General features: G+C 38.4%; 33 protein-coding genes. 15 read left to right on the forward strand and 18 right to left on the reverse strand.

The genetic code is table 11. The features are described 5' to 3' along the window. Nucleotides 1-192: 192 nt before the first annotated feature. Nucleotides 193-516 (reverse strand): MGMT family protein, encoded by a 324-nt coding sequence (locus N782_RS11115; RefSeq protein WP_036819650.1) that lies wholly within the window; start codon nt 514-516, stop codon nt 193-195. A 258-nt stretch (nt 517-774) separates the two neighbouring features. Continuing rightward, nucleotides 775-1692 carry a proline dehydrogenase family protein gene (locus tag N782_RS11120; RefSeq protein WP_036819652.1) on the reverse strand — a complete coding sequence of 306 codons (918 nt, stop codon included), beginning with the start codon at nt 1690-1692 and terminating at the stop codon, nt 775-777. 222 nt (nt 1693-1914) lie between these two features. Here N782_RS11120 and N782_RS11125 point away from each other — a divergent pair, with 222 nt between their 5' ends. Together N782_RS11125 and N782_RS11130 are read left to right on the forward strand one after the other, a co-directional pair. Further along, a complete protein-coding gene (locus tag N782_RS11125) occupies nt 1915-2196 on the forward strand; it encodes a hypothetical protein (RefSeq protein ID WP_036819655.1) in 282 nt (93 codons plus the stop codon). 18 nt (nt 2197-2214) lie between these two features. Then, nucleotides 2215-2541 carry a spore coat protein gene (locus tag N782_RS11130; RefSeq protein WP_036819658.1) on the forward strand — a complete coding sequence of 109 codons (327 nt, stop codon included), beginning with the start codon at nt 2215-2217 and terminating at the stop codon, nt 2539-2541. A gap of 313 nt (nt 2542-2854) precedes the next feature. Here the strand turns inward: N782_RS11130 and copZ are convergent, their stop codons facing one another. From copZ to N782_RS11150, 4 genes are all read right to left on the reverse strand, one after another. Beyond that, entirely contained in the window at nt 2855-3061 is a 207-nt protein-coding gene (gene copZ, locus N782_RS11135) for a copper chaperone CopZ (protein WP_036819661.1), read from the reverse strand. A 23-nt stretch (nt 3062-3084) separates the two neighbouring features. Next, complete coding sequence (locus tag N782_RS11140; RefSeq protein WP_036819664.1) at nt 3085-5463, reverse strand: heavy metal translocating P-type ATPase; 2379 nt, start codon at nt 5461-5463, stop codon at nt 3085-3087. Nucleotides 5464-5481: 18 nt separating this feature from the next. Then, entirely contained in the window at nt 5482-5799 is a 318-nt protein-coding gene (locus tag N782_RS11145; protein WP_052111305.1) for a metal-sensing transcriptional repressor, read from the reverse strand. Between the two features lie 163 nt (nt 5800-5962). Next, nucleotides 5963-6346, reverse strand: a complete 384-nt coding sequence (locus N782_RS11150) for a DUF302 domain-containing protein (protein WP_036819667.1) — start codon at nt 6344-6346, stop codon at nt 5963-5965. A gap of 218 nt (nt 6347-6564) precedes the next feature. Between N782_RS11150 and N782_RS11155 the strand changes: the two genes are divergently transcribed. From N782_RS11155 to crcB (N782_RS11190), 8 genes are all read left to right on the forward strand, one after another. Next, nucleotides 6565-7080 (forward strand): CBO0543 family protein, encoded by a 516-nt coding sequence (locus N782_RS11155; protein WP_036819670.1) that lies wholly within the window; start codon nt 6565-6567, stop codon nt 7078-7080. 232 nt (nt 7081-7312) lie between these two features. After that, nucleotides 7313-7771 (forward strand): CBO0543 family protein, encoded by a 459-nt coding sequence (locus N782_RS22200; RefSeq protein ID WP_420805591.1) that lies wholly within the window; start codon nt 7313-7315, stop codon nt 7769-7771. 109 nt (nt 7772-7880) lie between these two features. Then, nucleotides 7881-8816 (forward strand): metal ABC transporter solute-binding protein, Zn/Mn family, encoded by a 936-nt coding sequence (locus N782_RS11165; RefSeq protein WP_036819675.1) that lies wholly within the window; start codon nt 7881-7883, stop codon nt 8814-8816. Then, nucleotides 8813-9571: a metal ABC transporter ATP-binding protein gene (locus N782_RS11170; RefSeq protein WP_036819678.1), complete on the forward strand. Its 759-nt coding sequence runs from the start codon at nt 8813-8815 to the stop codon at nt 9569-9571. Before N782_RS11165 ends, N782_RS11170 begins: the two co-directional genes overlap by 4 nt. Nucleotides 9572-9581: 10 nt before the next feature. Beyond that, on the forward strand, nt 9582-10436 hold the full coding sequence (locus N782_RS11175) for a metal ABC transporter permease (RefSeq protein WP_036819681.1): 855 nt from the start codon (nt 9582-9584) through the stop codon (nt 10434-10436). After that, nucleotides 10433-10846: a Fur family transcriptional regulator gene (locus tag N782_RS11180; RefSeq protein WP_036819684.1), complete on the forward strand. Its 414-nt coding sequence runs from the start codon at nt 10433-10435 to the stop codon at nt 10844-10846. Before N782_RS11175 ends, N782_RS11180 begins: the two co-directional genes overlap by 4 nt. 63 nt (nt 10847-10909) lie before the next feature. Beyond that, nucleotides 10910-11296: a fluoride efflux transporter CrcB gene (crcB, locus tag N782_RS11185; RefSeq protein WP_036819686.1), complete on the forward strand. Its 387-nt coding sequence runs from the start codon at nt 10910-10912 to the stop codon at nt 11294-11296. After that, nucleotides 11293-11658 carry a fluoride efflux transporter CrcB gene (gene crcB / locus N782_RS11190; RefSeq protein ID WP_036819688.1) on the forward strand — a complete coding sequence of 122 codons (366 nt, stop codon included), beginning with the start codon at nt 11293-11295 and terminating at the stop codon, nt 11656-11658. Before crcB (N782_RS11185) ends, crcB (N782_RS11190) begins: the two co-directional genes overlap by 4 nt. A gap of 441 nt (nt 11659-12099) precedes the next feature. Here crcB (N782_RS11190) and N782_RS11195 read toward each other — a convergent pair whose 3' ends face one another. From N782_RS11195 to N782_RS11215, 5 genes are all read right to left on the reverse strand, one after another. After that, nucleotides 12100-12858 carry an STAS domain-containing protein gene (locus N782_RS11195; RefSeq protein WP_036819691.1) on the reverse strand — a complete coding sequence of 253 codons (759 nt, stop codon included), beginning with the start codon at nt 12856-12858 and terminating at the stop codon, nt 12100-12102. Then, on the reverse strand, nt 12842-13492 hold the full coding sequence (locus N782_RS11200; RefSeq protein WP_052111306.1) for a cobalamin B12-binding domain-containing protein: 651 nt from the start codon (nt 13490-13492) through the stop codon (nt 12842-12844). The genes N782_RS11195 and N782_RS11200 overlap by 17 nt, the downstream gene beginning before the upstream one ends. A 19-nt stretch (nt 13493-13511) precedes the next feature. Then, the gene (locus N782_RS11205; RefSeq protein ID WP_036819694.1) at nt 13512-13865 is read right to left on the reverse strand and encodes a hypothetical protein; all 354 of its coding nucleotides are present in this window, start codon (nt 13863-13865) and stop codon (nt 13512-13514) included. Beyond that, on the reverse strand, nt 13862-14167 hold the full coding sequence (locus tag N782_RS11210; RefSeq protein ID WP_036819697.1) for an antibiotic biosynthesis monooxygenase family protein: 306 nt from the start codon (nt 14165-14167) through the stop codon (nt 13862-13864). The genes N782_RS11205 and N782_RS11210 overlap by 4 nt, the downstream gene beginning before the upstream one ends. A 265-nt stretch (nt 14168-14432) precedes the next feature. Continuing rightward, nucleotides 14433-15236: a VLRF1 family aeRF1-type release factor gene (locus tag N782_RS11215; protein WP_036819698.1), complete on the reverse strand. Its 804-nt coding sequence runs from the start codon at nt 15234-15236 to the stop codon at nt 14433-14435. A 241-nt stretch (nt 15237-15477) separates the two neighbouring features. Here N782_RS11215 and N782_RS11220 point away from each other — a divergent pair, with 241 nt between their 5' ends. From N782_RS11220 to N782_RS11230, 3 genes are all read left to right on the forward strand, one after another. Beyond that, the gene (locus N782_RS11220) at nt 15478-15660 is read left to right on the forward strand and encodes a YqaE/Pmp3 family membrane protein (protein ID WP_036819700.1); all 183 of its coding nucleotides are present in this window, start codon (nt 15478-15480) and stop codon (nt 15658-15660) included. 280 nt (nt 15661-15940) lie between these two features. Then, entirely contained in the window at nt 15941-16840 is a 900-nt protein-coding gene (locus N782_RS11225; RefSeq protein ID WP_036819704.1) for a transporter substrate-binding domain-containing protein, read from the forward strand. Between the two features lie 3 nt (nt 16841-16843). Next, entirely contained in the window at nt 16844-17554 is a 711-nt protein-coding gene (locus tag N782_RS11230) for an amino acid ABC transporter permease (RefSeq protein ID WP_052111307.1), read from the forward strand. Between the two features lie 331 nt (nt 17555-17885). On the opposite strand, the gene N782_RS11235 is transcribed toward N782_RS11230, so the two are convergent. Beyond that, nucleotides 17886-18830 carry a glycine betaine ABC transporter substrate-binding protein gene (locus N782_RS11235; protein ID WP_036819707.1) on the reverse strand — a complete coding sequence of 315 codons (945 nt, stop codon included), beginning with the start codon at nt 18828-18830 and terminating at the stop codon, nt 17886-17888. Nucleotides 18831-19110: 280 nt separating this feature from the next. Then, on the reverse strand, nt 19111-19350 hold the full coding sequence (locus N782_RS11240) for a hypothetical protein (RefSeq protein WP_036819709.1): 240 nt from the start codon (nt 19348-19350) through the stop codon (nt 19111-19113). 193 nt (nt 19351-19543) lie between these two features. Between N782_RS11240 and N782_RS11245 the strand changes: the two genes are divergently transcribed. Together N782_RS11245 and N782_RS11250 are read left to right on the forward strand one after the other, a co-directional pair. Beyond that, nucleotides 19544-20701 (forward strand): conserved virulence factor C family protein, encoded by a 1158-nt coding sequence (locus tag N782_RS11245; protein WP_036819711.1) that lies wholly within the window; start codon nt 19544-19546, stop codon nt 20699-20701. 30 nt (nt 20702-20731) lie between these two features. Next, a complete protein-coding gene (locus N782_RS11250; protein ID WP_036819714.1) occupies nt 20732-21160 on the forward strand; it encodes a BrxA/BrxB family bacilliredoxin in 429 nt (142 codons plus the stop codon). Between the two features lie 143 nt (nt 21161-21303). Here the strand turns inward: N782_RS11250 and N782_RS11255 are convergent, their stop codons facing one another. The 5 genes from N782_RS11255 to N782_RS11275 are packed head-to-tail and all read right to left on the reverse strand — an operon-like array spanning nt 21304 to nt 26143. Next, the gene (locus N782_RS11255; protein ID WP_036819718.1) at nt 21304-21966 is read right to left on the reverse strand and encodes a 3'-5' exonuclease; all 663 of its coding nucleotides are present in this window, start codon (nt 21964-21966) and stop codon (nt 21304-21306) included. Between the two features lie 41 nt (nt 21967-22007). Continuing rightward, on the reverse strand, nt 22008-23942 hold the full coding sequence (locus tag N782_RS11260) for a DUF294 nucleotidyltransferase-like domain-containing protein (RefSeq protein ID WP_036819721.1): 1935 nt from the start codon (nt 23940-23942) through the stop codon (nt 22008-22010). Then, nucleotides 23920-25587 (reverse strand): sodium:solute symporter family protein, encoded by a 1668-nt coding sequence (locus tag N782_RS11265; RefSeq protein ID WP_036819724.1) that lies wholly within the window; start codon nt 25585-25587, stop codon nt 23920-23922. Before N782_RS11265 ends, N782_RS11260 begins: the two co-directional genes overlap by 23 nt. A 43-nt stretch (nt 25588-25630) precedes the next feature. Continuing rightward, on the reverse strand, nt 25631-25933 hold the full coding sequence (locus N782_RS11270; protein WP_036819726.1) for a DUF4212 domain-containing protein: 303 nt from the start codon (nt 25931-25933) through the stop codon (nt 25631-25633). 24 nt (nt 25934-25957) lie between these two features. Beyond that, the gene (locus tag N782_RS11275) at nt 25958-26143 is read right to left on the reverse strand and encodes a hypothetical protein (RefSeq protein WP_036819728.1); all 186 of its coding nucleotides are present in this window, start codon (nt 26141-26143) and stop codon (nt 25958-25960) included. Nucleotides 26144-26406 lie beyond the last annotated feature (263 nt).

Consider the following 26406-nt stretch of genomic DNA (forward strand, 5'->3'; position numbering starts at 1 on the left):
AAATATATAGATCGAAACGATCCATTATCTACCTCTACTATAAAATAAATTCTGACATTTCGCAATCTTTTTTTGAAAGAAAGGAATGGGGCTTTTCATACAGACTTAGGAAAGCCTCGCCATAGCGTTTGTTTTTACCACAGCAACGATTTTGTTAAGATTCTGGTGCTAGACATCAGAGAGCGTACATCCCTATTCTACAAATTTTTTATCGGGTTCATATTGATATAATGAAAGATCAATCTTTTTCTCTGTTTGAAAAACAATCCCTTCCTCTTCCAAGGACATTTTCTGTTCCATAAATAATCCTTCATCTTTAATTCCTATTTCACCTTTTGAATTGATAACTCGATGCCAAGGAAGTTTATACTTTTCTCCCATTGTATGCAAAATGCGTACGACTTGCCTCGCACCTCTTGGACTTCCAGCTAATTTAGATATTTGTCCATATGTCATCACTCTTCCAGAAGGAATAGATAGGATAATGTTCACAACGTTTTCTGTAAATGGTTTCATGTTGGTACTCCTTAAAAATGATTACACAAGAAAAGCGCAAGCGCCCGTCTAGCGACGTATATGCTGGACTGAGCCGTAGGAGATAAAGGCAACACGAAGAACGAAGTGATTCGATGTTAACTTATCGTACGGAGGCGAGGGAAGCATACTAGTCGCTGGGCGCTGGAGCTAGACACATAAGCGTCAGAAATTTATGCTTTCTTTACTTGTTAAATAGCATGCAATTCCTTTTACAAAAGGGATTACATGCTCTGATTTCTATTTACCAAATACACCTTTTAATACAAAGGCGACATTGGCTGGTCTTTCTGCAAGTCTACGCATGAAGTAACCATACCAGTCATCCCCATATGGCACATAGATCCTCATCCGATAGCCTTCTTTCACTAGTTCTTCCTGGCGATCTGTTCTTATACCGTATAACATTTGAAACTCAAACTGGTCTCGTGAAATGTTGTACTCTTTTTCAAGTTCTTTCGTATATTCAATCATAGCATCATCGTGAGTGGCAACTGCTGTATAATTCCCATTCAGTAAGTGCATCTTTATAATCTTCTTGAAATTCTCATCTACATCTTTCTTCTCTGGAAAAGCAACTTTTGGAGATTCCTTATAGGCTCCCTTTACTAAACGTAAATTGGGATTATACTGATCAAGCTCTTCAATATCCTCTACAGTACGATATAGATAGGATTGAAGTACTGTCCCAAGTAACTCATATTCGGACTTCAGCTTCTTAAATATCTCTAGTGTTTTTTCACAGCGTTCATAGTCTTCCATATCAATCGTTACCAATACATTATGTTTCTTCCCAGCATCAAGTATCTTACGCATATTTTCCATCACTAAATCTTCTGAAACATCTAACCCCATAGATGTTAACTTCAATGATAATTGGGAATGTAAGTCTTGTTCAGAGATAACTTCTATTGCTTCTATACATTCTTCTGTACGTTGTTTTGCCTCTTCTTCTTTATCAACGAATTCACCCAAATGGTCAATCGTTACATCCATCCCTTTATTATTCAGCTCTTGTATCACTTTCGCTGTATTTTCCATCGTTTCTCCAGCTACAAAACGTCCAGCACCAAATCGTAGTCCATATTTACGAGCTAATTTAGTAAAGAATTTATTTTTCGATAAAAACAGAAAGAAGTTTCTTAATAACTGTTCCATCATATTCCCCTCCAGCACTCCATCATAAAAAATAATTGCGAGACTTCTGAACCATTTGTTAGGTGTAAACACTTTCATTGTACCATCAATTAGTATTACTTCTATTTTGACAGAAATTTTAGAAAAATACAAAGTTTATGGAATCTTAACTGAAGCATAGTGCGTTTAAATTGAGGCATTCTAAAAACGATAAGGATAACAAAATGTGAGGAGGTACTTAACATGCAACAACAAAATCAAATGAGTGGCCAAAATCAAGCTAATATCATGCCAGAACCCCCAACAATGGTGAGCACGAAAGATCAACTATACATTACAGATATGCTGTCATGGAATCTGATAGCTGCGAAAAAAGCACATTTTTTTGCAGGTTTCTGCCAAAATCCAGAGCTTAAAGCTGCTTTAGAACAAGCAGGTCAAATGCATCAACGTCACTATGAAAAAATACTGCAGCATTTAAATGAAAATCCAGCTCCAAACCAACAAAATCAACCTTTAAATTAAGGAAAGGAGGAACATATAATGAATCAAAGCCAGAAAGTACAAAATCCTGAAACAAACGTTCCGAAGAACCCACAAATGAATGAAAGAGATTTTGTAAACGATATGCTAGCAACAGAAAAATACATGACAGACTCCTATTGCACAGCACTGAATGAAGCCAGCTGCCAGCATTTGTACCAAGACCTTTCAGGCATCTTTAACGAAACACAAAATTGCCAACGTAACCTATATAATCTAATGTTCAAAAATGGTTGGTATGGAATCGAAGCTGCTGACCAACAAAAAATGCAACAAGCGCATCAGCAATTTAGTGGCTACACGAATCAACTTCCTTATATGAATTAATGTAAGCAAAGCTTTAGCAGTCTGCTCACTTTCGAGAGGATTAATACTTCAAGTGTAGTAGGCGCTAGAGCTATACATATAGTAGAAAAGTTATTCAGTGGGCGAGGTGCTGTGCTCGGGGACGCTGGGGCCTTTTGCGAGCGAGTTTTTGGGATTTGGAGCAAGTTTCTTGATATAGGAGCGACTTTTGCATTTTTGGAGCTACTTCGACCATATTCCGAGCAACTTTTCCAAAATAGGAGCGACCGCTATGCCTCTAAATCACACGATAAAAAAATCGCCAATTTAGCCATCAAGCTAAATTGGCGATTTATTATGCTACTACGTCATATCCTTGTTCTTCTATTGCTGATTTCATCTGTTCTTTTGATACATACACATCATCATATGTTACGGTTACGCGATTGGTATCAATAGAAACTTCTACTCCTTGTACGCCATTTAGTTCTTCAAGAGAACCTTTTACTGCCTTTTCGCAATGATCGCATGTCATTCCTCTTACATCTAATGTTATTTGCATGATTCAACATCCTTTCCTGAACTTTATAGTTTTACTCGCTTCAATCGAAGGGAGTTACTCACAACACTAACGGAGCTAAATGCCATGGCTGCACCAGCAATCCATGGGGCTAATAATCCTACAGCAGCAACTGGTATGCCAGCACTATTATAAGCAAGCGCCCAAAACAAGTTTTGACGAATGTTCTTCATGGTCATGCCACTTAGTTGAATAGCTTTTGGTAGTAAGCTCAAGTCACCAGCTAGGATCGTTACATCTGCCGCTTCAATAGCAACATCTGTACCCGTTCCAATTGCAATTCCAATATCTGCGGTTGCTAATGCTGGTGCGTCGTTAATTCCGTCGCCTACCATAGCGACACGCTTTTCTTGTGCTTGAAGTTCTTTTATTTTGTCCGCTTTTTGTTCTGGAATCACTTCAGCAAATACGCGATCAATACCTACTTGCTTAGCAATGGCGTTTGCTGTTCGTTCATTGTCACCAGTTAGCATGACTAGCTCTATTCCTTGATCCCGTAGTTGTCCTAATGCTTGTAAGGCAGTCTCTTTTACAGTGTCTGCTACTGCTATGATGCCCTCTAGGTTGCCATCTACACTGATAAGCATGGCTGTTTTACCTTCTTGCTCCCAGGCTTCCATTATTGCCTCGTATTTGCTGTATTCCACATTATGCTGACTTAATAACCTTCTTGTACCAATTAATAGTTCACTTCCATCTACCGTTGCTTGAATACCATGCCCTGGAATAGCTTCAAAGTTGGAAGGTTCAGACATGGAAACTCCTTGATCTTGTACATAGGATACAATGGCCTGAGCTAATGGGTGTTCAGAACTTTTTTCTGCACTACCAACATAAGAGAGAATAGAAGTATTCCCTTCAAAATCGGTGACCTCTGGTTCTCCTTTGGTAATGGTTCCAGTCTTATCAAATACCATTGTATCGATCTTGTGAGTCGCTTCCAGATACTCCCCACCTTTGAAAAGAATACCTTGTTCGGCAGCTTTCCCTGTTCCAACCATAATCGAGGTTGGAGTAGCGAGGCCTAGAGCACATGGACAAGCGATTACTAAGACAGCAATAGTAGCCTCAAGTGAGGTAGCCAGGTTTCCTGGACTTACAATAGTAATCCAAATCACAAATGTAACAAGAGCAATACCCACTACGATTGGTACAAAATAACCTGAGATGACGTCTGCCATACGCTGAATTGGCGCTTTAGAACCTTGCGCCTCCTCTACTACTTTCACGATATTTGCAAGAGCTGTATCTTTCCCTACCTTTTTCGCTTCCATATAAATGGTCCCATTTTTATTAATGGTAGAGCCAATAACTTGTTCTCCGGCAACTTTTTCAACAGGAATAGATTCACCCGTAATCATGGATTCATCCACCGAGGAGTTACCTTTGGTTACTTCTCCATCAACAGGGACTTTTTCACCTGGTCGAACAATAATGGTGTCCCCTACCTGTACTTGATCAACTGGAACCTGTTGTTCTTCTCCATTTCTTACAACAGTAGCTTCCTTTGCTTGTAGGTTTAATAAGGAAGAAATGGCTTGCGTCGTTCTTCCTTTCGCAATTGCTTCGAAATATTTTCCGAGTAAGATAAGCGTAATTAAAATTGCACTCGTTTCAAAATATAGATGAGGTTCGAAGTCTTCTTTAAAGAGCGTTTGTATTGCTTCAGCTAAACTGTAAAAGTAAGCAGCACTTGTACCCAAAGCCACTAGTACGTCCATATTAGCCGTTTTATTTTTTAGATTCTTATAAGCTCCCTCATAAAATTGCCACCCTATTACAAATTGGATTGGCGTAGCAAAAGCCATTTGTACCCATGGATTCATCAATAATGCGGGAACTGGCAAACCAGCTAAATGTCCTATCATCGTATATAAGAGAGGAAGAGATAATAACGCTGAGATTCCGAGCTTGATTTGTTTACGTTTTAGTTCTTTTTCTTTCTGAGATGATTTTTCTTCCCGATCAGCTCTTTGTTCTGCGTCATAACCCAGTTTTTGAATTTTGTTTATCATTTGATCTAGGTCGACCATACCTGGTTGATAGTCAATTTGTGCCGTTTCATTCGTTAGGTTTACTGACGCTTGTTGAATCCCTTCCATTTTATTTAGCACTTTCTCTATTCGAGTAGAACATGCTGCACAGGTCATTCCATATACATCAAGCTCGATTCGGTCTGTTTGAACTCCATAACCTAGCTTTTCAATTTTAGCCGTTATGTCGCTTGCACTAACCTGTTCCTCATCATAATGAATGTGAGCATTCTCCATCGCTAAATTGACTTCCGCTTCTATACCATCCATTTTATTTAATACTTTCTCTATACGGGTAGAGCAAGCAGCACAAGTCATCCCTGTAACGCCTATTTTCACATCCTTACTCATGGCTCCTCCCTCCTTTCACTACTTAGAGAATTGTTGCATGACCTTCATCAGTTCATTTATAGCTTCTTCCCCTTCCCCTTTTTGAATAGCGTCTGCTACGCAATGGTTAGTATGACGTTCCATTAAGGAGAATCCGACTTTTTTCAAGGCTGCATTTATGGCTGATATTTGAACCAATACATCGACACAATATCGATCTTCCTCAATCATCTTTTGTATTCCGCGCACTTGGCCTTCTATACGTTTTAACCGGTTTAATACTTGTTCTTTTTCATCCGAGGTTCTAGGTTGAACAGGTTTCTTTCCGCTATCTTCAGGCAATTCATAATCTTCCATTGGAAAAGTTCCTCCATTCAATTCTTGTTAATTTTACTATACCCCCGTTGAGTATATGAAGTCAACTAATTAAAATTCACTTTAAATAGGTGTTTTGTTTATCCAAAAATAAAGATACCCCCATATTTTCATGAGAGGTATCTTTATTTGTTCTATTCTCTAATTATTTCGCTTCATTAATGCAAGCAGTCATTCGATCTTCAATATCTTTTGCAATGGTGTTTAGTTCTTCGTCATTAACGAATTCAATTAACGTTGTTGGCTTTGGCATGCCTATCATTGTTTTCCCATCGTCCTCATATACAACGACTTTACATGGTAGGAAATAGCTCACTAATGGATTTTTTTCTAAAACCTTTTTGGCTTCACCTGGGTTACATACTTCAAGTATTCGATACGAATCGTTAAAGTCAAACCCTTTGTTATTCAATGTTTCCTTCACATCAAAATCCCAAAGCACACCAAATTTCTCTTTCTTTAACTCTTCTTCTAAAGCTTGAACAGCATCATCAATTGCTTTCGTAGATTCTACAGTATAATGAAACATTTCCATGCCTCCTGTATTGGTTTCCATTTTAATATACCCGTACAAGTATATAGAAAACATATTTTCCGTAGCTTAATATGCACAATCGTTCAAGGATACATACCTTTTGTGCACACTTTCTTAGAGGACATCAAATGTAAGAAATTGGTCGTTTTGTGAATCCTTCTTAATAGAAAGGGACAAGATAAGGAGACTCATACGTAAGGGGATATAAGTATATGTATTTAATTTTTGTTGTAGTGGTATGGCTTATCTTCGCCGCTCTATTTTTGGATCGAAAGAAAGCCTATCAAGCTTATCCTACCGTCCAATATTTTATTATCTTTAACCTTGTCTATAATTTTCTATACTATAAGCATCCACTATGGGAATACCAGGGAATTACAACGCCCATTTTAAATCATACATTCATTGAATTAACGTTCACTTTTATTATCTTACCGATTGCAATACTCGTGTACCTGCAATATTTCCCGAGTTCAATTGTACATAAAGCTGTCTATATTGGTTTATGGGTTGTGTTCTTTTCGTTTATTGAGTTGTTGTTTTTCAAGATGGAAATGTTTGAATATAGTAATGGATGGAGTGTTAGGCATTCCGCCTGGTTCAATATTCTTATGTTTAGTATGATTAGACTTCATCACAAAAAACCAATTCTTACTATAATCCTATCCGTACCCATTACCATAGTGTTAATAAGTATGTTTCCCATACCTCTTGAAAAACTAAAATAGTGAGTGATATCTATGACCCCTCCGATATTTTTGTTTATATTATCTTGTACATTCCTTTTGATGGGCATATATATACGTTTTTTACAGAAAAAACGGAATGATGATTGAAGCACCGAAATGTATGACACCACCCATTTTTGGTAATTATTACTAAAAACAGGAGAGTGGAACATCTATGTACTTGATAGTAATCGTCTGCTTTTGGCTTCTCATTGCTTTTTTTCTATTGGACATGCATCATTTCACTCTCTACTATTCAACCATTCAATACTATATAATTCTAAATTTAGTTTATAACCTTCTATACTATAACCATACACTATGGGCCTTTCAGGGCATCAGCACGAAACTTCTAAACCATACAATCATTGATTTAACCTTTTCATTTATTGTCCTTCCAATTGCCATTTGCATTTACCTTAAATATTTCCCTTTTATATTTCCATTTAATTTTCTTTATATCGCAATATGGAGTAGTTTTTTCACATTCCTTGAGTGGGCATGCTTTCAATTTGGCATGTTTGTTTATGATAATGGATGGGCGATTCTTCATACCCTATGGTTCAATGCTTTACTTTTTTCCATGCTTCGCCTTCATAGTAAAAAGCCTTTTATGGCATTAAGCTTATCCATCCCCATTACCATCATACTGATCTTCTTCTTTCCCATTCCTTTTGCGAAGCTGAAATAATCAGACTTCCTTTTGTACAATCAAATCGGAATCATTCTTATTTACAAACCGGAATCATTACGGTAGAATTACATAGTCAATTGCACAATCCAGGGGAGAGAAGTCTACTATGAAACAACTAATAAGCCTATTATTACTAATTGTTATAAGTGCTGGGTGCTCTACTCAGAATAGCAACGAAGCCGAAGACACACTAACCATCTATACATCGATCTACCCTATTCAATATTTCACGGAGAAAATTGGCGGGGAAGCAGTATCTGTTGAAACGATATACCCACCTGGGGCAGACGCACATACATTTGAGCCAACCGCTAAGACAATGACAACGATTGCTAAAGCTGATGCTTTCATTTATTTAGGAGCTGGACTAGAAGGGTTCGCTGGGACGGCGGCAGATGCATTAGGCGAAGAAGATGTTGAGCTTGTGGAGCTAGGAAAACATGAGTCCTTGTTTTCAGAATCAGGACACGACCATACCCATGATGGGCATTCCCATGAGAACCACGATCCTCACATTTGGATTGACCCTATTCGAGCAATCGAAATGGCTGATTATATAACAGAAGCTCTTATAAATATAGACCCTGATAAAAAAGAACAATTTAAAGAAAATCATAAAGAACTTACCGAGAACTTGACTGCACTACATCAAGAATTTGAGAACCTTACTAACAATGCAACTCGTAATAAAATTCTAGTCTCACATGCAGCCTATGGCTACTGGGAACAACGATATGGTATTGAACAATTATCTGTAAATGGGTTAAGCCCAACGAGCGACCCTTCCCAAAAAGATCTAGAAGGCATTATTCAAAAAGCGAAAAAGCTAGATATGAAATACATGATATATGAGCAAAATGTATCGAGTCAGGTTTCATCCATTATCCAAGAGGAACTGAATGCCAAATCGTTAACCATTCACAATCTTTCCGTTCTAACAGAAGAAGATATAGAAGAAAACGAAGATTACATGAGCTTAATGAGGCATAATCTTGGTGTACTACAAAAGGCTCTCGGAGCTGAACAGGAGGGGAACGAATGAGCACAAACTCTATATTAGAAATAGATAAGCTTAGTTATGCATATGAAGATAAGCAAGTTCTTGAGGACATAGACTTCTCCATTCAATCTGGTAGCTTCGTTGGATTGGTAGGTCCAAACGGTTCTGGAAAAACTACCTTAATAAAATTAATTTTAGGACTTCTACCACATAAACGAGGTACAATACGTTTATTTGATACTCCAATCGAAAAATTCAAAGATTGGAACCGGATAGGTTTTGTTTCTCAAAAAGCCAATAGCTTTAATACAGGTTTTCCAGCTACTGTTTATGAAGTCGTTTCAATGGGATTAACCGCAAAAGTGGGCTACTTTCGTTTCTTTACCAAACAGCATATGCAAAAAATCAAGCATGCAGTGGATATCGTCGGCATGACTGAATATCTCCACAAAAATGTCGGAGATCTATCTGGAGGTCAACAGCAAAGAGTTTTTATCGCAAGAGCTCTAGTTAGTGAACCAGATTTCCTCATTCTTGATGAACCAACTGTAGGAGTCGATGCGGAAAATGTGCAACGTTTTTATGAAATGCTAGCAGACTTAAATAAAAACAAAGGCATTACCTTATTACTAGTGACCCATGATACTGGGACGATGACATCGTATGCTACTAATATTGCTTGCCTTAATAAACGCATCCACTTCCACGGTGATCCTCATTCCTTTGAACATATGAGTGATCAGGATCTTTCAGAGATGTATGGACACAACGTTCACCTCGTAAAGCACGAACACTAGGAGGAAACCAATGATATCAAGTTTTTTACAATACGAATTTTTACAAAACGCATTCTTCACAGCCTTACTAATAGGGTTCATTGCCCCACTTCTAGGTACATTCGTAGTGGTCCGAAGATTATCCTTAATCGCAGATGCTTTATCTCACGTAACGTTATCTGGCATAGCATTTGGGTTGATGCTAGATAAAAAACTAGGCGGTTTCGCTTTAACCCCCTTTTATACCGGAATGGGGTTCTCTGTATTAGGGTCTATTTTTATTGAACAATTACGACGAGTGTATAAAGCCTATCAAGAATTAGCCATTCCTATCATTCTTTCAGGCGGTGTCGGCTTAAGTGTTATTTTCATTTCATTAGCTGACGGATTTAATACGGACTTATTCAATTATTTATTCGGCTCAGTTACAGCAGTAAGCCGCCAAGATTTATGGACTATCCTAGTTGTGGCATTGGTGGTTACTTCCCTTGTCTTTTTATTCTATAAAGAACTGTTTATGCTCTCATTCGATGAAGAGCATGCTGTTGTTTCTGGCATTCACGCAAAACGCATTCACTTCCTATTTATAATATTAACAGCACTTGTAATCGCAGCATCCATTCGTATCGTTGGTGTGTTGCTTGTCTCCGCATTAATGACATTGCCCGTTGCAGCTAGCATACGGTTGGCTAGGGGATTCAAACAAACGATTGCTTTCTCTATTCTCTTTGGTGAAGCTTCCGTTCTAATTGGTTTAGTTGCAGGGTATTTCTTTGAGATTCCACCCGGGGGTACGATTGTCGTTACAGCCATTTTGATTCTTATTATTACCTTAGGGTTCAAAAAACTTCAACAACGCTCTCATTTTAAGAAGGTGATGTCATGAATAAAACCAGTGCCTTGGAACATTTAAAGAGCAAAGGGTATAAATACACCGATAAACGGGAAGATATTCTTTCTTATTTTGAAAAGGAAAATGGGTATCGTTCAGCTCGTGAACTATTAGAAAACATGCGGGAAAGATATACAGGTATTAGTTTTGATACGATATACCGTAACCTGCATCTTTTTGTAGATTTGGATATACTGGAATCGACTATATTAGAGGGTGAAAAACATTTTCGCATTAAATGTGATTCCAAGCATCATCACCATTTTATATGCTTACAATGCGGCGATACTCGAGAAATCCGTACATGCCCAATGAAGGATGTGGAAAAGGAATTACAAGATTTCGCAATAGAAGATCATAAATTTGAGATATACGGAAGATGCTCCACATGTAAAAGTGCTTGATTTCTACAATCAAGCACTTTATTATGGTCTTTATCAAACTACGTAAGGAAGGGAGTTGGCAGGTTGAGTACCACAACATACATAAGTGTATTTATCGGTGGATGTATAGGTGCTGTCGCACGTTATGCCGTTTCTTTAGGAATAGAGCCTTCAAGTATGTTCCCCGTTGAAACGCTTTTCGTGAACTGGATTGGTTGTTTTCTCCTAACCTTTTTCATCACCCATCCATTCCTTTCTAAACGCGTAACAAAACCTGTCATCGTTGGAATCGGTACTGGTGTGTTAGGCGGATTTACTACCTTTTCTACATTCTCCGTTGAAACCATTCAACTATGGATGAACCAGTCCATTGCAGTGGCGATGCTCTATGTGTTTCTAAGCGTCTTTGGAAGTATCGGCCTAGCTTGGCTTGGGCTTAAGGCTGGTTTAAGGAGAGTGAATCAGGTATGAGTTTCTTTTTAGTAGCTATAGGCGGAGGTCTTGGCGCTATTAGTCGTTTTATTCTTGGACAAACATGGAATACCGGCAGACCTACCTTTCCACTAGGGACATGGATTGCCAACATTGCAGGTTCATTCTTATTAAGCATTTTTCTTATATTACATACCAACAACCTGATTCCACAATCTTTATGGTATTTCGCAGGGACAGGCTTTTGCGGAGCGTTTACTACTTTCTCCACATTCGGGAAAGAAACTGTGCATTTAATAGAAGAAAAGCAATATAAACAAGCAGCATGGTATGTAGGGACTTCTTTGTTTGTGGGGATCATTATTGTGGGAGTTATGCTGTTTCTTTTCTTACCGGAATAGAGGGGATGTTCCGGTTTAGCGGGAGGAATGATTTATGACCACAAAGTGATGCTATCCAAACGGACATATGATCTCTTATTCTTCAATTTAAAGGCTATTTTGCATTCGTAACGGACATTCAGTACGCTATTTAGCCAAAATCACCTTAATATATTGTGTTTTTTCACAAATAAGGTACTATATGTCCGTTCCCCTCTCTAAAAGAGGGTTTTTACAGTAAATAAGAGATTATATGTCCGCTAGAAAATTTTTCTCCCATCCCTACCCCTATTTGAGCGTAGGACCCACTCCATATACAAAAAATCATCTAGAAACTAAGTCTTCCACATCATATCTCTTATATAGAACAAGCAACCACTTGAATAATACAGATCACCCTTTAATCAATCTCAACCTAAATAAAAAAGAGCCTTTCCTTTATGTGGAAGAAAAGCCTCTTTCTTATCGAGAACAATACCTATAGATTGCTGTCTGCAACGAGTGTAGGAATTGGATATTAAGTTGAACCTTAAATTCGTTAATCTTCATAGAATGATTGGGCTTAACCCCAATCAATACTATTTCCTTCCCCATAAAGTCCAGCGTCTTAAAAACGTCATTGAGTACACAAAAGCCTTCAGCATCTAACTCTCCAACAGCTGTAAAATCAAAGAGAATGCGGTCAGTTTGATAATTGTGGGCTTCAGCAAGGACTTGCTCTTTAATAGTAAACAGCTTTTCTTCTGACAAATCTCCAAATAGCGGAACAAACGCAATACCTTCTGTTAATTGAATAAAAGGGGCAGATAATCGATGGTTTTCTTTTAATGTGTCTTCTACTTTCTCTTTTTCCTCTAACAAGGCAAAGTTTGTATCATTTAATCGATTTTGAAGCTTATCCAACATGGTGGTAATATGCTCATTCTGCTTTTCTTTTGGATGAAGAATCACTTCGGCATGTAAATCATTCAGCCACCTAACATATACTTCCGTCAGGACAACATCGGAGGATTTACCATATACATTAATCTCCAGCATACTTTTTCCTTGCGATGGGTGAATCCATTTCTCTACTTTTGATTTACTACCTTCATCAACCATGTTTAGGAAATTTTCTGTTATATCAAATACCTCACTAGCTTCAGGGGTGTACTGTAGGGTATCAAATTTAGTATTAATTTGTAGTAATGGAAGTGGCATTTGATCATGAACTTGTTGCATTTACTTTGTTTTGATCCTCCTCTAGCCACCCCTGTAACTGTTCTAAATCCTTCATGATAAACACTTTGTCAGATACGAATTTCGATAAGTCATGTTTCTTGGCCATTCGGCCTCCAATCAAAATCTGAGGATTCCATTCTAACTTTTGAAAGGATTCAACTACTTCCTGTAGCTTAGGCAAACGATAGGATAACGCTGCAGAAATTCCAATTACATCGGGTTTGAATGTCGTGATTTGTTTATGAACGTGTTCAAGTGGGAGGTTGGGGCCTAAGTATCTCACTTTCCATCCATGTTCACGGAAGACGGATGCGACCATTTTCAATCCTAAATAATGTTGTTCCTCTTCCACACCAAATAGTAGTACTTTCTTTGCTTGATCAAGACCTTGCTTTGTAGACCTATAATCTACTTGAGATAGAACAAAGTCACATACAGCAGTAGCCAAATGTTCATCAGCAACGGATATCTGGTTATTTTCCCATAGATCACCAATATGATACATCGTTGGCGTTAGAAATTGTTCATAAGCCATCAAACGATTAAAAGGTGTCTGAGCGGTTTGCAAGTATTGCAAGGCTTCATCTTCATTACCTTCAAGAAAAAGCTTTGCCATTTGTGTATGATGATTCAAGCTTTACACCTCTTCCCAATTAAGACTGTTGTAAGTGCTGGATGGCTTTTGTTAAATAACGTTGGTAAGCACACCGCTCCTCTTCATCTTCTAACTCTTGTGCAGCATGGTGCAACCTTTGATAGTTATCAATGATTAAATCCGTACCGACATTACGACTCGTTAACACGCGTTCCAGCCATTCTGTATAATCTAGAAAAAATGTGAGATCATTGAGCTGATACGTTGTTTCGAGATGGTTTAGATGATGGTAATTGTCCTCAGTCGTTCGTTCACGTCCATTTTGTCCAAACTTCTCCCAAAGAAATGGATAGGCTTCATATATACCCTCAACAACCTCATGAACAATCTTTTCCTTCTCAATTGTCTTCATTGTGCTACGACCTTATACCTTGATACTTTTGGAGGGATGTTCGCAAGCTCCTGGTCTGGATAATTCTTTTCTAGCTCATGAATGCGTTTGAACTCGTCGCTCGTGGCCCATCGCATATAATCCTCTTTTGAATCCCACTCCATATGAACGGTCAATTCACCAGGTTTTTTATCGTTTTGCAAAAGCTGAAACGAACGAAAACCCTGCCATGCATCAACACTACGGGAGCGATTTTGATAAATTTCTATTAATTCCTCGGCCTTTTCTTCAGGTACGACAACGGTAGAATCTACTATATACATAACAATCTCCTAACATCATTCATAACTATACATGAGTAATATTATTTTATCATAGCTAGGACTATTGTTTAAGAATATTGATTTGGTAAAGAGGATTCGTCATCAATGCTATTATACAATAATAAATATCAAGACGAATAATAGACCGTGATGGAAGTGTTCTCATAAATCTATGTAGTTATAAATAGTAGAATATTTTCCTATTACTTCATACCATAAAAAACCGCCTCAGCTATGCTACTGAGACGGCTTACTTAATCTCAACTTACAGAATCACTTCATCAATAATTTTTGTTTCTTCATGTTCTAGTAAGTTTTTATTTACAATTTCTTTAACTGGTTTGTTCATATGGGATTCGATTTCTTCCGCTTCTTCTCTTGCACCAACAAGAATGATTTCATCAAATCCTTCATTCTTAGCTAGTTTATCTAGTGTTGGAGCTAGGCTCTTGTACCAACGTTGCTGATTAGCTTCAAAACGGTCCTCGAATTGTTCTTTCTGTGGGCTCTTACCACCTTTACCCATGGAAGCTTGTGCTTGGTGAGGGCCTTGTGCTTCTCTCCAGTCATCTGTATCTAGATCTAGCTCATAATGTTTCGTACCTTGAACAGAACCTAGTTCAGCTCCTATAACTTTCACTTGTTCTTGCTGAACAAGAATGATACCAGTCTTAGGAAACTTGTTATATAGTTCTTTAAATTGATCTAGTACTGGTGTTTCTTCCCAGAAGAATTCAGTCTTAACTGGCATTTGAATTGGTTGAGCAAACCACAGAGATCCATCTGTAGATGCAATAACAATTAAGCTTTTAGAAAGATTACGCTCATAGTCTTGCACATATGTTTCTATCTTTTCTTTCAATTCTCTGAAGTTACGTTTCTCGTCTTTATTGTCACTTTCTTGTAAGTAGTGATCAAAATTATTCATACCATTTTTGAAATGAATTTTCCATTCTCCACCTTGCTGTTCAGGATCAGCTAAGTCCGTGTTGAGATACATGGTTAAGACACCATCTGGTTTATTTACGTGAAAGTTTTCTAGTTTTTTTAGTTCTTTTTCAATACTCATATATTTGCCTCTCCTTTTAGAATGGGATAATTTGTTTTCTGCTATATATGTAACCGGGAATCTCAAAGATAAAACATATATCCTAATAATGGATTATTCTAGAAAAGAAAAATTCAAGGCTTGTCACCTATTCAGACAGGAAAAATTCTTTATTAACAAATTATTATTATATGAATGCATATCTTCTATTTATTACGGGAAAGGACATAATAGAAACACATCAATAGGAGGTTAAACAATCATGTTATATTTACTAGCCATTCTACTACCACCTGTAGCTGTATTATTTGTAGGCAAACCATTTCAAGCGTTTTTAAATTTACTGCTTACAATGGCTCTATGGGTGCCAGGGGCAGTTCACGCTGCACTGGTTGTGAAAGACAGTAAAGATGATCGAAGAATGAAGAAGTACGCACAAGCCTAATATAAAACATGATGAAAACAATCTCTAAGGAGAGTATCCCAGACAAGGGGTACTCTTTTTTTATCATCTAGCGTACTATAAACGGATTAAGTGTTCTGGGGTGAAGATCGCTGCGTCGTGTAACAACACGGGAGCAACCCACGTCCTGTGGGCCGCAGTTTGTACGTCGCTAAGCGGGCGCCCCGAGCTTTTGTTTTATAGCCCAGACAACTTGAAATTGTTCTAGTGGATTGCTATAGTAATGAAGGTAATTTACATCAAGAAAAGGGGAGACACTTTCATGAGAAATCATAGATTTTTATTTCTATTTAGCTTAGCCTTCCTCCTTCTACTAGCTGCTTGTGGTGGTTCAAGCTCTGAATCAACAGAAGCATCTAATGAAGATAAAAGTGAGGAACAAAGTAAAGAAACCGAACAAACGACCTGGGAGAAAGTTCAGGAAAAAGGTGAAATGGTTGTGGGAACTTCTGGAACACTTTATGCTACTTCCTTCCACCCAGAGGATTCTGATCAATTATCTGGCTATGACGTCGAAGTTATGCGCGAAGTAGCGAAGAAACTTGGAGTAGATGTGAAGTTCCAAGAAATCGGAATCGACGGTCTATTCGCAGCAGTAAAAAGTGGACGAATTGATGCAGCGATTAATGATATCGAAATTACTGATAAACGCAAAGATACTTACTTATTTAGTGAACCTTACAAATATTCTTATACAACCATGATTGTACGGGAAGAAGACTTAAGTGGCATTGAAACATTAGAAGACCTTGAAGGTAAAAAAGCTGGTGGTGGAGCTACGACTGTATTTAGTGATATTGCTCGTCACTTTGGCGCTGAAGTTGTGACGTATGGTAACGCAACAAATGATGTGTATTTACGAGATGTGGATAATGGCCGTACCGATACCGTCATTAACGATTATTACCTACAAAGCATCGCACTTAAAGCTATGCCTCAATTTGATTTAGTGCTTCATCCTGATATCCGTTTCCATCCGACAGAACAAGGAATTCTACTTGGCAAACAAGATCAGACATTGCAGAAAAAAATCAACGAAGCATTAGCAGAGCTTAGAGAAGATGGAACACTAACTAAAATTTCTAAAGAATTTTTTGTTGGTAAAGATGCGTCCAAAAAGCCTGAAAAAGAGATAAGAGAAATTGAAGGAGTAGACTTTTAAGGTATGATGAACCTTTTGGTTAGTCCTACATTCTTGCAGGAAGTTGAACTTGATAAACTCTTTAATCCTAAGCTAGCTTGGGAGAGCCTTCCGGTTGTATTAGAAGGACTACCTTTAACAATTGCCATCTCATTCATCGGGATGGCAATTGGTTTAGTGTTAGGGTTTTTCTTATCTCTTGGACGAACATCCTCCTCTATTTTCTTACGTTGGCCATCTCGGTTATATATATCGTTCATGCGAGGCACACCTATATTAGTGTTTTTATTTATACTCTACTTTGGTTTTCCTTTTATCGGAATCACGCTATCGGCATTTACAGCTGCAATCATTGGCTTTGGGCTAAATAGCGCAGCATATATTGCAGAGATTATTCGTGCCTCTCTTGGGAGTGTCTCGAAAGGTCAATGGGAATCTTCCCGTGCACTAGGTTTTAGTAAATGGCAAACGCTATGGCATATTATTGTCCCTCAAGCAGTAAGAGTAGCGATGCCGCCTTTAACGAATGTTTTCTTGGACATCGTCAAAGCTACGTCATTAGCAGCTGTTATCTCAGTTCCTGAAATGATTCAAAAGGCACAAACAGTTATTGGACGTACGGCTGATTCGATGACGCTTTATTTATTAGTTGCATTTATATATTGGCCTTTATGCGTCCTTATCGCTACTTTTCAAGAGTACTTGGAAAGGCGATTTGACTTTTATAAAAAATAAATAAAACCTACTCTTATGAGCATTGAATTGTTGATCAATTTAATGCTCTTCTTTTATGAGCTGCTGTTTAGAATCAATTCTAAATTCATCAATAGAGTATAATAAAAAGAGTAATCCCCAAGAAACGAATTACTCTTAAATAAACCTACACATCTTGTTCATACTTATTACTATAATGTTTTCCCCAATCAGGTTGTGAGCCATCTATATCTGTAAAATGATACTCATGCATTAGATCCCATGAAGCGTATGCTTGCCTATACCATAACTCAATTGATTACAAAAAAAATCCTACCCTCAAAAGAGAGCAGGATTTTAAACTAGTACTACCTTATTCCATTGCAGATGTCCATTCTTTTACTAAGTCTTGGTGGTTTTCTACCCATTTCTTAGCGCCAGCTGCAGGATCGCCTTCTTCTTTAATAACGTTCATAAGGCTTCCTAGGCTTTGGTCATCCATTTTCCATGTGTTTAATACTTCTGTTACTTGTGGTTGATCTTCAGCAAATGCTTTACGAGAAACCCAGTTAATGTCTTCTTTCTCACCATATACCTTCTTAGAATCTTCTAAGAATTTTACATCGTATTCAGCAAATACCCAGTGAGGCTTCCAAAGCGTAACAAGAATCGGTTCTTCATCTTCAACAGCCTTACCAAGCTCAGCTGTCATAACTGGACCTGAAGAAGATTGAAGCTCATAATTCTCAAGCTCATACTCTTTAAGAGCATCTTTTGTTAGCTTCATAAGACTTGCACCTGCGTCGATACCTACAATTTTACCACCGAACATATCAGCTTTCCCTTTAAGGTCACTCATGCTGTTTACATCTTCCACATAGGTAGGTACTGCCAGTCCTAATGTAGTACCTTCAAACCAAACATCATGCCATGCAAGTTTATCTTTATACTGCTCATAGAAAGGCTTGTCTGTATTAGGCAACCATACTTCTAAACCTACATCTAAGTCTCCGCCTTCAAGGGCTGTGTATAGAGCACCTTTTTCAACTTGTGTAAGGTCAACTGTGTACCCTTTGTTCTCAAGGATAACTTTCCACATATTTGAAACTGCAACGTTCTCAGCCCAGTTATTCAGACCAATCTTAATTTCACCTTTTTCACCAGAAGTACCTTCTTCTGAGGTTTCACCATTACTTTCTCCATTTCCATCTGTATTGTCTCCACTTGATCCTTCATCGTTACCACCGCCACCACAAGCAGCAAGTAGTAAAATCATTCCTAGAAATAGTGCTGGAATTAACTTTTTAAAGTTATTCATTATGTTCATGTCCCTCCTAATATTGTCTATAAAATTTCTAATGGTTGCTTACCTATGTTCTCCCAAAATCACAAAAAATATTATACAATATTTTTTGTACAGAGTAAACAGTCTGTACAGAAAGTTGATATAAAATTAGTTTAACTAACTTTTATTCATAAATCAAATCTACTAATTGAAAATAATAGATTAGGAGGTATTTATATCTAGTAAGTATAAAAGCTTAAATAGACCAAAAAAATCCCCTCACTTTATTGTGAGGGAACTCCTTTATCATGTACTATACTTTTTCTACAACATAAGCTTTCTTTTCACGGAAATACTTTTCCCCATCATCAGAGGAATGTTCAAAGAAACCATTGAATTCCATTGTTACTTTGTATTCACGTTCTGGATCTGTAAATAATTGATTGTCATTATTGGATAGCAGAACAACATCCGTTGTACTAACAAAGCTATCAAGTTCTTGTGCAGTATAGTTTTCACCTGGTTTTAATGTGTTTAGTCTTTTTTCAGTCATGCTTATCTCCTCCTTCATTGAATAGCTATGGTTCTTTTTCCCATCTTCGCTTTTCTAATAAACATCTTTATTTCAGAAAAATATTTTGGAAGGTATTTCTGCTTCTAAAGTCATACTATATCAGTTCTTGTAATGGAATGTGCTGTTATAGTTTGTTAAAATCACATGTAGTGAGATGTAAAGGGGGTTCATTATGAAAATCGTGTCTATCGAACCGACACCAAGCCCCAATTCGATGAAAATCAATTTAGATGAGAAACTTCCAGAGGGCGTAACACAAAATTATAAACAAGGTGATGCTACAGATGATGCACCAGCTTATATTCAAAGCCTTCTAGACATTGACGGGGTTAAAAGTCTTTACCATGTAATGGACTTTATTGCTTTAGATCGACATCCAAAATACGCTTGGGAAGACATACTTCCTAAGACGCGAAATGTTTTTGGAACACTTGAAGAGGAAAAAGAGGATCATGCAGTTAGTAGCCAGGGCAATGATTCTACTGAAGACTCTTTTGGTGAGGTTAAGGTATATGTACAAATGTTCCGTGGCATACCTATGCAGGTTAAGCTCGAAGAAGGAGATCAAGAAAAACGTGTAGGATTACCAGAATCCTTTATGAATGCAGCGATGGAAGCATCACCAGCCTCTTCCAATATGGTTATGGAACGCCAGTGGGTTGAACAAAATCCTAGATTCGGTGACATGAGCGAGATTGAAAATGAAGTCGTTGAAGAGCTTACTGCGAGCTATGATGAAGAGCGTTTGAAGGAACTAGTTCAACGCGCTTTTGAAGTAGACCCTGGTGATCATGAGACAAAAGAGGAGCAGGGGAACACCATAACACTTGAAACATTGGATAATCCTGATTGGAAAGTCCGCTATGCTGCTCTAGATCGAATGAGTCCAACGTATGCTGACTTACCTATTCTCGAGAAGGCATTGCAAGATGAAAAAGCTTCTATAAGACGCCTTGCAACTGCTTACCTTGGTATGATTGAAGAACCAGAAGTGTTACCTTATTTATATACAGCCTTAAAAGATAAATCTGTTACCGTTCGCCGCACTGCTGGAGATTGTATTTCTGATTTAGGCTTTCCAGAAGCAACACCAGAAATGATTGAATCGTTAGCTGATAAAAATAAGCTTGTTCGATGGAGAGCAGCTATGTTTTTATATGAAATAGGAGATGAACGTGCCCTTCCAGCACTACGCGAGGCAATTGAAGATCCAGAATTCGAGGTACGAATGCAAGCGAAAATGGCATTACAACGCATTGAAGGTGGCGAAGAAGCAAAAGGCTCTGTTTGGCATCAAATGACACAAGCAAGAAAAAATAACGATAGCTAAAGAAGCGCATCGTTATCGAGGAGGATTATCATGAACGCATATGAAGAATATATGAGACAAATGGCGCAACCAATGCGCGATGAACTGACAACAGCAGGTTTTCAAGAGTTAACAACACCTGAAGAAGTAGATCAATTCATGACAACTGCAGAAGGTCCTGCACTAGTCGTGGTAAACTCAGTATGTGGATGTGCTGCTGGGTTAGCTCGTCCATCAGCGAAAGAATCATTGAATAATGAAAAACGTCCAACCCACGCTGTTACTGTATTTGCAGGGCAAGACCGTGAAGCAACGAATCGAATGAGAGAGTATTTTGAAGGGTATGAACCATCTTCCCCTTCCATGGCACTAGTGGAAAATGGCAAAGTCCTTCACTTCATCCCACGCGATGACATTGAAGACCACGAGCCAGAAGAAATCCTAGCAAACTTAACTCAAGCATATAACCAATATTGTTAATAATGGAAGCACCCCGTTCAGCCGGGGTGCTTCTTTTTATTTGCGGTACTGGTGCCATGCGGCACTGGTGCCAGACCCCCACCGCTGTACAACGTTGATGCTTTAGTATGGCGGGGGTCTGGCACCGCTAGAGAAGGGCACCGCTATAGGAATTTTCGTTTATGTTTAAAGTCTGTAATTTGGAGCAGGTCACCCCATGTATGGTAGCCGCGTTTTTCTAATTGCTTTACCAGTTCACAAAATAAATATGCTGTGGTGAGCGCGTCTCCTTTTGCAGTGTGTCTACCTACTAAAGGTGTATGAAATATTTCCGCATACTCCTCTAAGTCCTTTCCGCTCAGAAGTGGTCGAATGGCATGAATTAAATCTAGTGTATCCATTACTTTTGGTTTTTTTATTTTATAACCAGCTCTTTTTAATTCATGTTTAAATACAGTTACATCAAAGCCAATATTATGCCCAACTAAACAAGGGGTGGATGTAGTTTCAACAAATTGAAAAAAGTCCTGAATCACTTCTTTAGCCACCGGGGCCTCGTCCACGTGATCGTTTGTAATACTGGTTAGCTGTTCAATCGTAGCAGGGATGGATCGATGTGGATTAATGTAAGATTGAAATGCCGTCTCCTCTTTTACTTGAAGATGTTCTATACCTACTGCTCCAATTTCGATAAGTCGGTCATCCTTTTCTACTTGGAACCCGGTGGTCTCTGTATCTACGACCACAAATGAAAGTTCTCTTAATGACGTAGATAGAGGAATGTCCTCTTCTAATGTATAACGGAATTTACTACGACTTCTTAACATATCCTCTTCTCCTCTCTACATCTAGAAAAACTCATTCATATTTAGATAGAAAATGTACTATACATTCTACTTTGTATGATTTTCAATCCCTTCAGAGCATTCATTAATAATTCTTTCTCCCATGTACCCAATCGACTAAACAAAATGATAGAGGAAGACGAAGCATCACTCGAAAGATTTTCCCATTTTTGCTTCATGTAAATAGACATCACTTGTGAAAAAGCCTGGGAGACTTCTCTACCCTCTTCTTCTGTAATTACATGTTGCGTTACAAGCTTATCGAGTTTTTCAAATGTTGTTCCTTCTATAATCATATTTTTAAGAGAAAGAATCTGCAAAGCATGGTGAAAAGGAAACAAAACTTCTTTTTTTAAGTCTAATTGTTTTCGATTCAGTTTCAACATCGAACGAATAGGCTGTCCTAAATTAGGGATGGGTTTTTCTTTTTCAACTTGGGCAAGACGATGGAGCATAATGTGAGAGCGTTCTATATTTTGATGAATCAGTGTCAGAAACGATTGATGTACGTTTGGAGAACCATACACTTTTCGAAACGAGAAAAAATTTTGCGCTTTAAGCATCGCATCATTCGTTGCTCTAATGGACCACCCCCGTAGCGTAGCGCTCCATTGAGATAAAGATCCCTGCCATGCTTCCTCACTTGCCATCATCCCGCCCGGACAACGTTCATATCCAGCTTGCAATAAAAAGTTTGTTATTTCCTTCCCTAGTTTATTGAAATATTCTCCTGTGATTTCATTCTGACCTTCTCCTCCATCCTCATAGACCAGGAAGTGGTCTTGATCCGTTAACACAAATTGTTCCCCTCGACCTGCACTCCCCATCTGATACCATACAAATGATGCAGGTGGATCCCCTTCTCCTTTTTCTTTAAGAGACTGTATAGCAAGTTCAACAGCTCGTCTTGCCAAACGGTCATACAATTGGGTAATCACATCGAGGATATGAGTAACTGGAACTTGGTCTTTCATCATTATCGATAAAACAGCATAAATTTCATGTTTCACCTCATGTAAATTATGGTCGTTAAGCTGTTCCACTTTGTGTATAGCCGAAAACATTTGATAATTCTTTTTACGTAGTAAATCAGATAACGTAATCATGCCGACAACATTTTGGTTATCATCTAAGACAGGATAATGATGAACCCCATTTAAAATCAATTCAGATAGTGCCTGGTAGTAATAATTGGATTTATGAATAGTAAGCGGAGAGTGGGTCATAACATTTCGAATCGGTTCTTCGACTGATCTCCCTGTAGAAATGACACGACTAATCAAATCATTTTTAGTAACCAGCCCCACCAGTTGATTGAACTTAACAACCACAACAGAACTTGCTTTAATAGAAGTCATCTGTTCAGCTGCCTCTTGAATGGTATGATGCTCTTCTACTGTTAGAACAGGTACAGTCATAATATCTTGCACTCGTCGAAGGAAAGGTTCACTATCGCCAAACTGTTGCGCTAGCTTCACTTGCTCCGCTAACGAGACATAAACATCCTTTAAACGCGTAACAACTTCACGCAAAAAATACGAGCGAATCTCTTCTTTTTCCCACAGGACCTCAAGCACTGAATATGGAACGAAAAGTCCTACTACTGTATCTACAGCTCGAATTTCAACCATGTACGCATACTCATCAAAAGAATGAGCTTCCAAAAATGTATGCAAGCTGCCCAAACCGAGTATTTCCCCGGTTTGGACAACTTCTAGTACTTCAGAAAGCTCTTGTTCTTCTCCTGCGGCGCACACTTCTGCTGTGCCCTCTACCACTAAGAGAATTCCCTCTCTTCTTTTTTGAGCATCAGCAATAATGGTTCCTTGGTTATAAAGACGCTCCTCACATTGTTGGTATAGCTCTTTAAACTGTTCATTTGAGATATGCTGAAATATTGGGTGTTCCTTCGCTTTCTCTTTTACGTGATAGTCGTTAGGAGGAGTGCGATGAGTCATCCATCCATACCTCACCATCTTTGTAGGTCATTTGCTCTGGATAGCGTAAATCAATGACCTCTTCTTGAACTTGTTTAGAAGGAGCTTTTGTAGCTAGTGAAACAACGAGATTCGTCACAACTCCTGCGATTGCACCAAAGATCCCTGCTCCAGTATCAATAATTCCAAGTATCGTGAACCCTCCATATTTTGCTGCAAAGATATACCCTAACGTAACGGATAAACCTACAATCATTCCTGCAATAACGCCAGGTCCATTCGCTCGTTTCCACCAGACACCTAGCAACAATGCTGGGAAGAACGAACCTGAGGCCAATGCAAAGGCCCATGCTACAATCTGCGTAATTGCTCCAGGAGGATTTAATGCTACTAATCCTGCGACTACTGTTGCGATTACAATGGACCAACGCCCAACAAGAAGTCTCTTTTTCTCACTTGCATGAGGATTAATAGAACGATAGTAAATATCGTGGGATAATGCTGCAGAGATTGCGATCATTAAACCACCTGCTGTAGATAGTGCAGCTGCCATGGCTCCTGCTGCCATAAGTCCAATGACAAATATACCTAAATTCGCGATCTCTGGAGTAGCCATGACGACAATGTCATTACTAATGACGATTTCCGACCACTGTAGTACACCATCTCCACTCGTATCTGCTACGGAGAGTTTTCCTGTATCTACCCAAGATGTCGTCCATGCTGGAAGATTATCGATGGATGAACCAGCCACTCGATCCATTAAAATAAAACGAGAAAACGCTGCATACGCCGGAGCTGATAAATAAAGAAGTCCAATAAACAACAGTGCCCAAGCTCCGCTCCAGCGTGCTGCTTTCATGGTGGCAACGGTATAGAAGCGAACAATAACGTGTGGCAACCCTGCTGTACCAGCCATTAGCGTAAACATTAACGCAAGGAATTGCCATTTGGTGTTTTCCGTAAATGGTACAATATATTCCGTAATCCCTAACTCTTGATCCATTGCCTTCATCTCATTGATGATCTCACCATAGGATATCCAAGGGATTGGATTGTTGGTTAGTTGCATCGCCATAAAGATAACAGGAATTAAATACGCAATAATCAATACGACATATTGAGCTACCTGCGTCCATGTAATCCCTTTCATACCACCCATTGCGGAATAGAAGGCTATGAGTACTACCCCGATTAGTGTACCGATGGAAGCATTTACTTCAAGTAATCGTCCAATAACAACGCCAGAGCCTGATAACTGACCAACAGAATACGTAAAGCTAATAATAATCGTAGCAATAGCAGCTATTAATCTAGCTGTATTACTTTGATACCGGTCCCCAATAAACTCAGGTACGGTGTAACGTCCATATTTTCGTAGCTGTGGAGCAAACAAGAATGTTAATAGAAGATAACCTCCTGTCCACCCCATAATATAGGCAAGTCCATCATATCCGAGCAACATGACAGTACCAGCCAAGCCTATGAATGAAGCTGCACTCATCCAATCGGCACCTATCGCCATTCCATTGAAAACAGGTGGTACTCCACGTCCTGCTACATAGAAATCAGATGTGGCCTTCGCTTTGTTATAAATGGCAATCCCTATGTATAATCCAAACGTAGCAACAATCAGAGCAAACGAAACTAAAAACTGTGCATCCATTGTTTACCTCCTCCACATTTCTTTTTTGGTTTTGGCTATTTCTTTATTGATCTAGATGTTTGCCTGCACTGATTGTTTCATTCATCTTGTCATCAATGCCGAACCTTTGATCGATTTTATCGCTCACTACTGCATTTACAAATAATAAAATAATAAATACTACTATCGCGCCTTGAGCTCCCATGAAGTAATGAAATGGCATTCCCATGATGGTAATGTTCGATAATGGTTCAGCAAATAATACTACTGCATACGACACGAGAAACCATATGACGAGATAAATAATTATTGCCTTGTTCCTTGCCCGAAAGTAATTTTCTGCTACTTTCTTATCGATTTTTTTCACGGTTTTCTCCTCCTTTTATTTCATTCAACCTCGTAAATTAAATATAAATTGTACCGTATCCCAGAATGGAAGTGGGACCATTGCAATTTTCACAAGCATAAATGCAAGAATCGAAACAAATGGAACTACCAACCAAACAGGTCTCTTATTTCTTAAAGCAAACACGACCGATAAAATGGTAACCAGAGCAAATACAATAACCCATAACATTCTATTATCCCTCCTTCAATTGAAAGCGCTATCAAAAATGACGAAAAATTTTTTCTTACCCATCATCTCCTCCTGGTTTATTTTTTGAATATTTGTTTTATTGTCATTATTCTAAAATTTAGTAGTAAATGTCAACAATTTAGTGAAACTTTTTGAAATTAATTTGTTTTATTGTTAATGCAGTAAAGTGTTTACGGTGCCGTTTGCGGTGCCAGACCCACTAGCCTTGCATGGATGTAAAAATATATAATATATTCAAAATT

Origin of the sequence: Pontibacillus yanchengensis Y32 (assembly GCF_000770635.1) — a bacterium.
Taxonomy (GTDB): Bacteria; Bacillota; Bacilli; order Bacillales; family BH030062; genus Pontibacillus; species Pontibacillus yanchengensis.

Bases quoted from the DNA above. Each gene is read 5' to 3' on its own strand.
- crcB (WP_036819688.1), top strand. From the start codon at position 11,293: ATGAGTTTCTTTTTAGTAGCTATAGGCGGAGGTCTTGGCGCTATTAGT.
- N782_RS11140 (WP_036819664.1), bottom strand. From the start codon at position 5,463: ATGAGTAAGGATGTGAAAATAGGCGTTACAGGGATGACTTGTGCTGCT.
- N782_RS11245 (WP_036819711.1), top strand. From the start codon at position 19,544: ATGAAAATCGTGTCTATCGAACCGACACCAAGCCCCAATTCGATGAAA.
- N782_RS11115 (WP_036819650.1), bottom strand. From the start codon at position 516: ATGAAACCATTTACAGAAAACGTTGTGAACATTATCCTATCTATTCCT.
- N782_RS11155 (WP_036819670.1), top strand. From the start codon at position 6,565: ATGTATTTAATTTTTGTTGTAGTGGTATGGCTTATCTTCGCCGCTCTA.
- copZ (WP_036819661.1), bottom strand. From the start codon at position 3,061: ATGCAAATAACATTAGATGTAAGAGGAATGACATGCGATCATTGCGAA.
- N782_RS11180 (WP_036819684.1), top strand. From the start codon at position 10,433: ATGAATAAAACCAGTGCCTTGGAACATTTAAAGAGCAAAGGGTATAAA.
- N782_RS11225 (WP_036819704.1), top strand. From the start codon at position 15,941: ATGAGAAATCATAGATTTTTATTTCTATTTAGCTTAGCCTTCCTCCTT.
- N782_RS11165 (WP_036819675.1), top strand. From the start codon at position 7,881: ATGAAACAACTAATAAGCCTATTATTACTAATTGTTATAAGTGCTGGG.
- N782_RS11170 (WP_036819678.1), top strand. From the start codon at position 8,813: ATGAGCACAAACTCTATATTAGAAATAGATAAGCTTAGTTATGCATAT.
- N782_RS11255 (WP_036819718.1), bottom strand. From the start codon at position 21,966: ATGTTAAGAAGTCGTAGTAAATTCCGTTATACATTAGAAGAGGACATT.
- N782_RS11265 (WP_036819724.1), bottom strand. From the start codon at position 25,587: ATGGATGCACAGTTTTTAGTTTCGTTTGCTCTGATTGTTGCTACGTTT.
- N782_RS11210 (WP_036819697.1), bottom strand. From the start codon at position 14,167: ATGTATATAGTAGATTCTACCGTTGTCGTACCTGAAGAAAAGGCCGAG.
- N782_RS11130 (WP_036819658.1), top strand. From the start codon at position 2,215: ATGAATCAAAGCCAGAAAGTACAAAATCCTGAAACAAACGTTCCGAAG.
- N782_RS11205 (WP_036819694.1), bottom strand. From the start codon at position 13,865: ATGAAGACAATTGAGAAGGAAAAGATTGTTCATGAGGTTGTTGAGGGT.
- N782_RS11250 (WP_036819714.1), top strand. From the start codon at position 20,732: ATGAACGCATATGAAGAATATATGAGACAAATGGCGCAACCAATGCGC.
- N782_RS11230 (WP_052111307.1), top strand. From the start codon at position 16,844: ATGATGAACCTTTTGGTTAGTCCTACATTCTTGCAGGAAGTTGAACTT.
- N782_RS11195 (WP_036819691.1), bottom strand. From the start codon at position 12,858: ATGCAACAAGTTCATGATCAAATGCCACTTCCATTACTACAAATTAAT.
- N782_RS11275 (WP_036819728.1), bottom strand. From the start codon at position 26,143: ATGTTATGGGTTATTGTATTTGCTCTGGTTACCATTTTATCGGTCGTG.
- N782_RS11240 (WP_036819709.1), bottom strand. From the start codon at position 19,350: ATGACTGAAAAAAGACTAAACACATTAAAACCAGGTGAAAACTATACT.
- N782_RS11125 (WP_036819655.1), top strand. From the start codon at position 1,915: ATGCAACAACAAAATCAAATGAGTGGCCAAAATCAAGCTAATATCATG.
- N782_RS11235 (WP_036819707.1), bottom strand. From the start codon at position 18,830: ATGAATAACTTTAAAAAGTTAATTCCAGCACTATTTCTAGGAATGATT.
- N782_RS11175 (WP_036819681.1), top strand. From the start codon at position 9,582: ATGATATCAAGTTTTTTACAATACGAATTTTTACAAAACGCATTCTTC.
- N782_RS11220 (WP_036819700.1), top strand. From the start codon at position 15,478: ATGTTATATTTACTAGCCATTCTACTACCACCTGTAGCTGTATTATTT.
- N782_RS11145 (WP_052111305.1), bottom strand. From the start codon at position 5,799: ATGGAAGATTATGAATTGCCTGAAGATAGCGGAAAGAAACCTGTTCAA.
- N782_RS11215 (WP_036819698.1), bottom strand. From the start codon at position 15,236: ATGAGTATTGAAAAAGAACTAAAAAAACTAGAAAACTTTCACGTAAAT.
- N782_RS22200 (WP_420805591.1), top strand. From the start codon at position 7,313: ATGCATCATTTCACTCTCTACTATTCAACCATTCAATACTATATAATT.
- N782_RS11260 (WP_036819721.1), bottom strand. From the start codon at position 23,942: ATGACTCATCGCACTCCTCCTAACGACTATCACGTAAAAGAGAAAGCG.
- N782_RS11120 (WP_036819652.1), bottom strand. From the start codon at position 1,692: ATGGAACAGTTATTAAGAAACTTCTTTCTGTTTTTATCGAAAAATAAA.
- N782_RS11150 (WP_036819667.1), bottom strand. From the start codon at position 6,346: ATGTTTCATTATACTGTAGAATCTACGAAAGCAATTGATGATGCTGTT.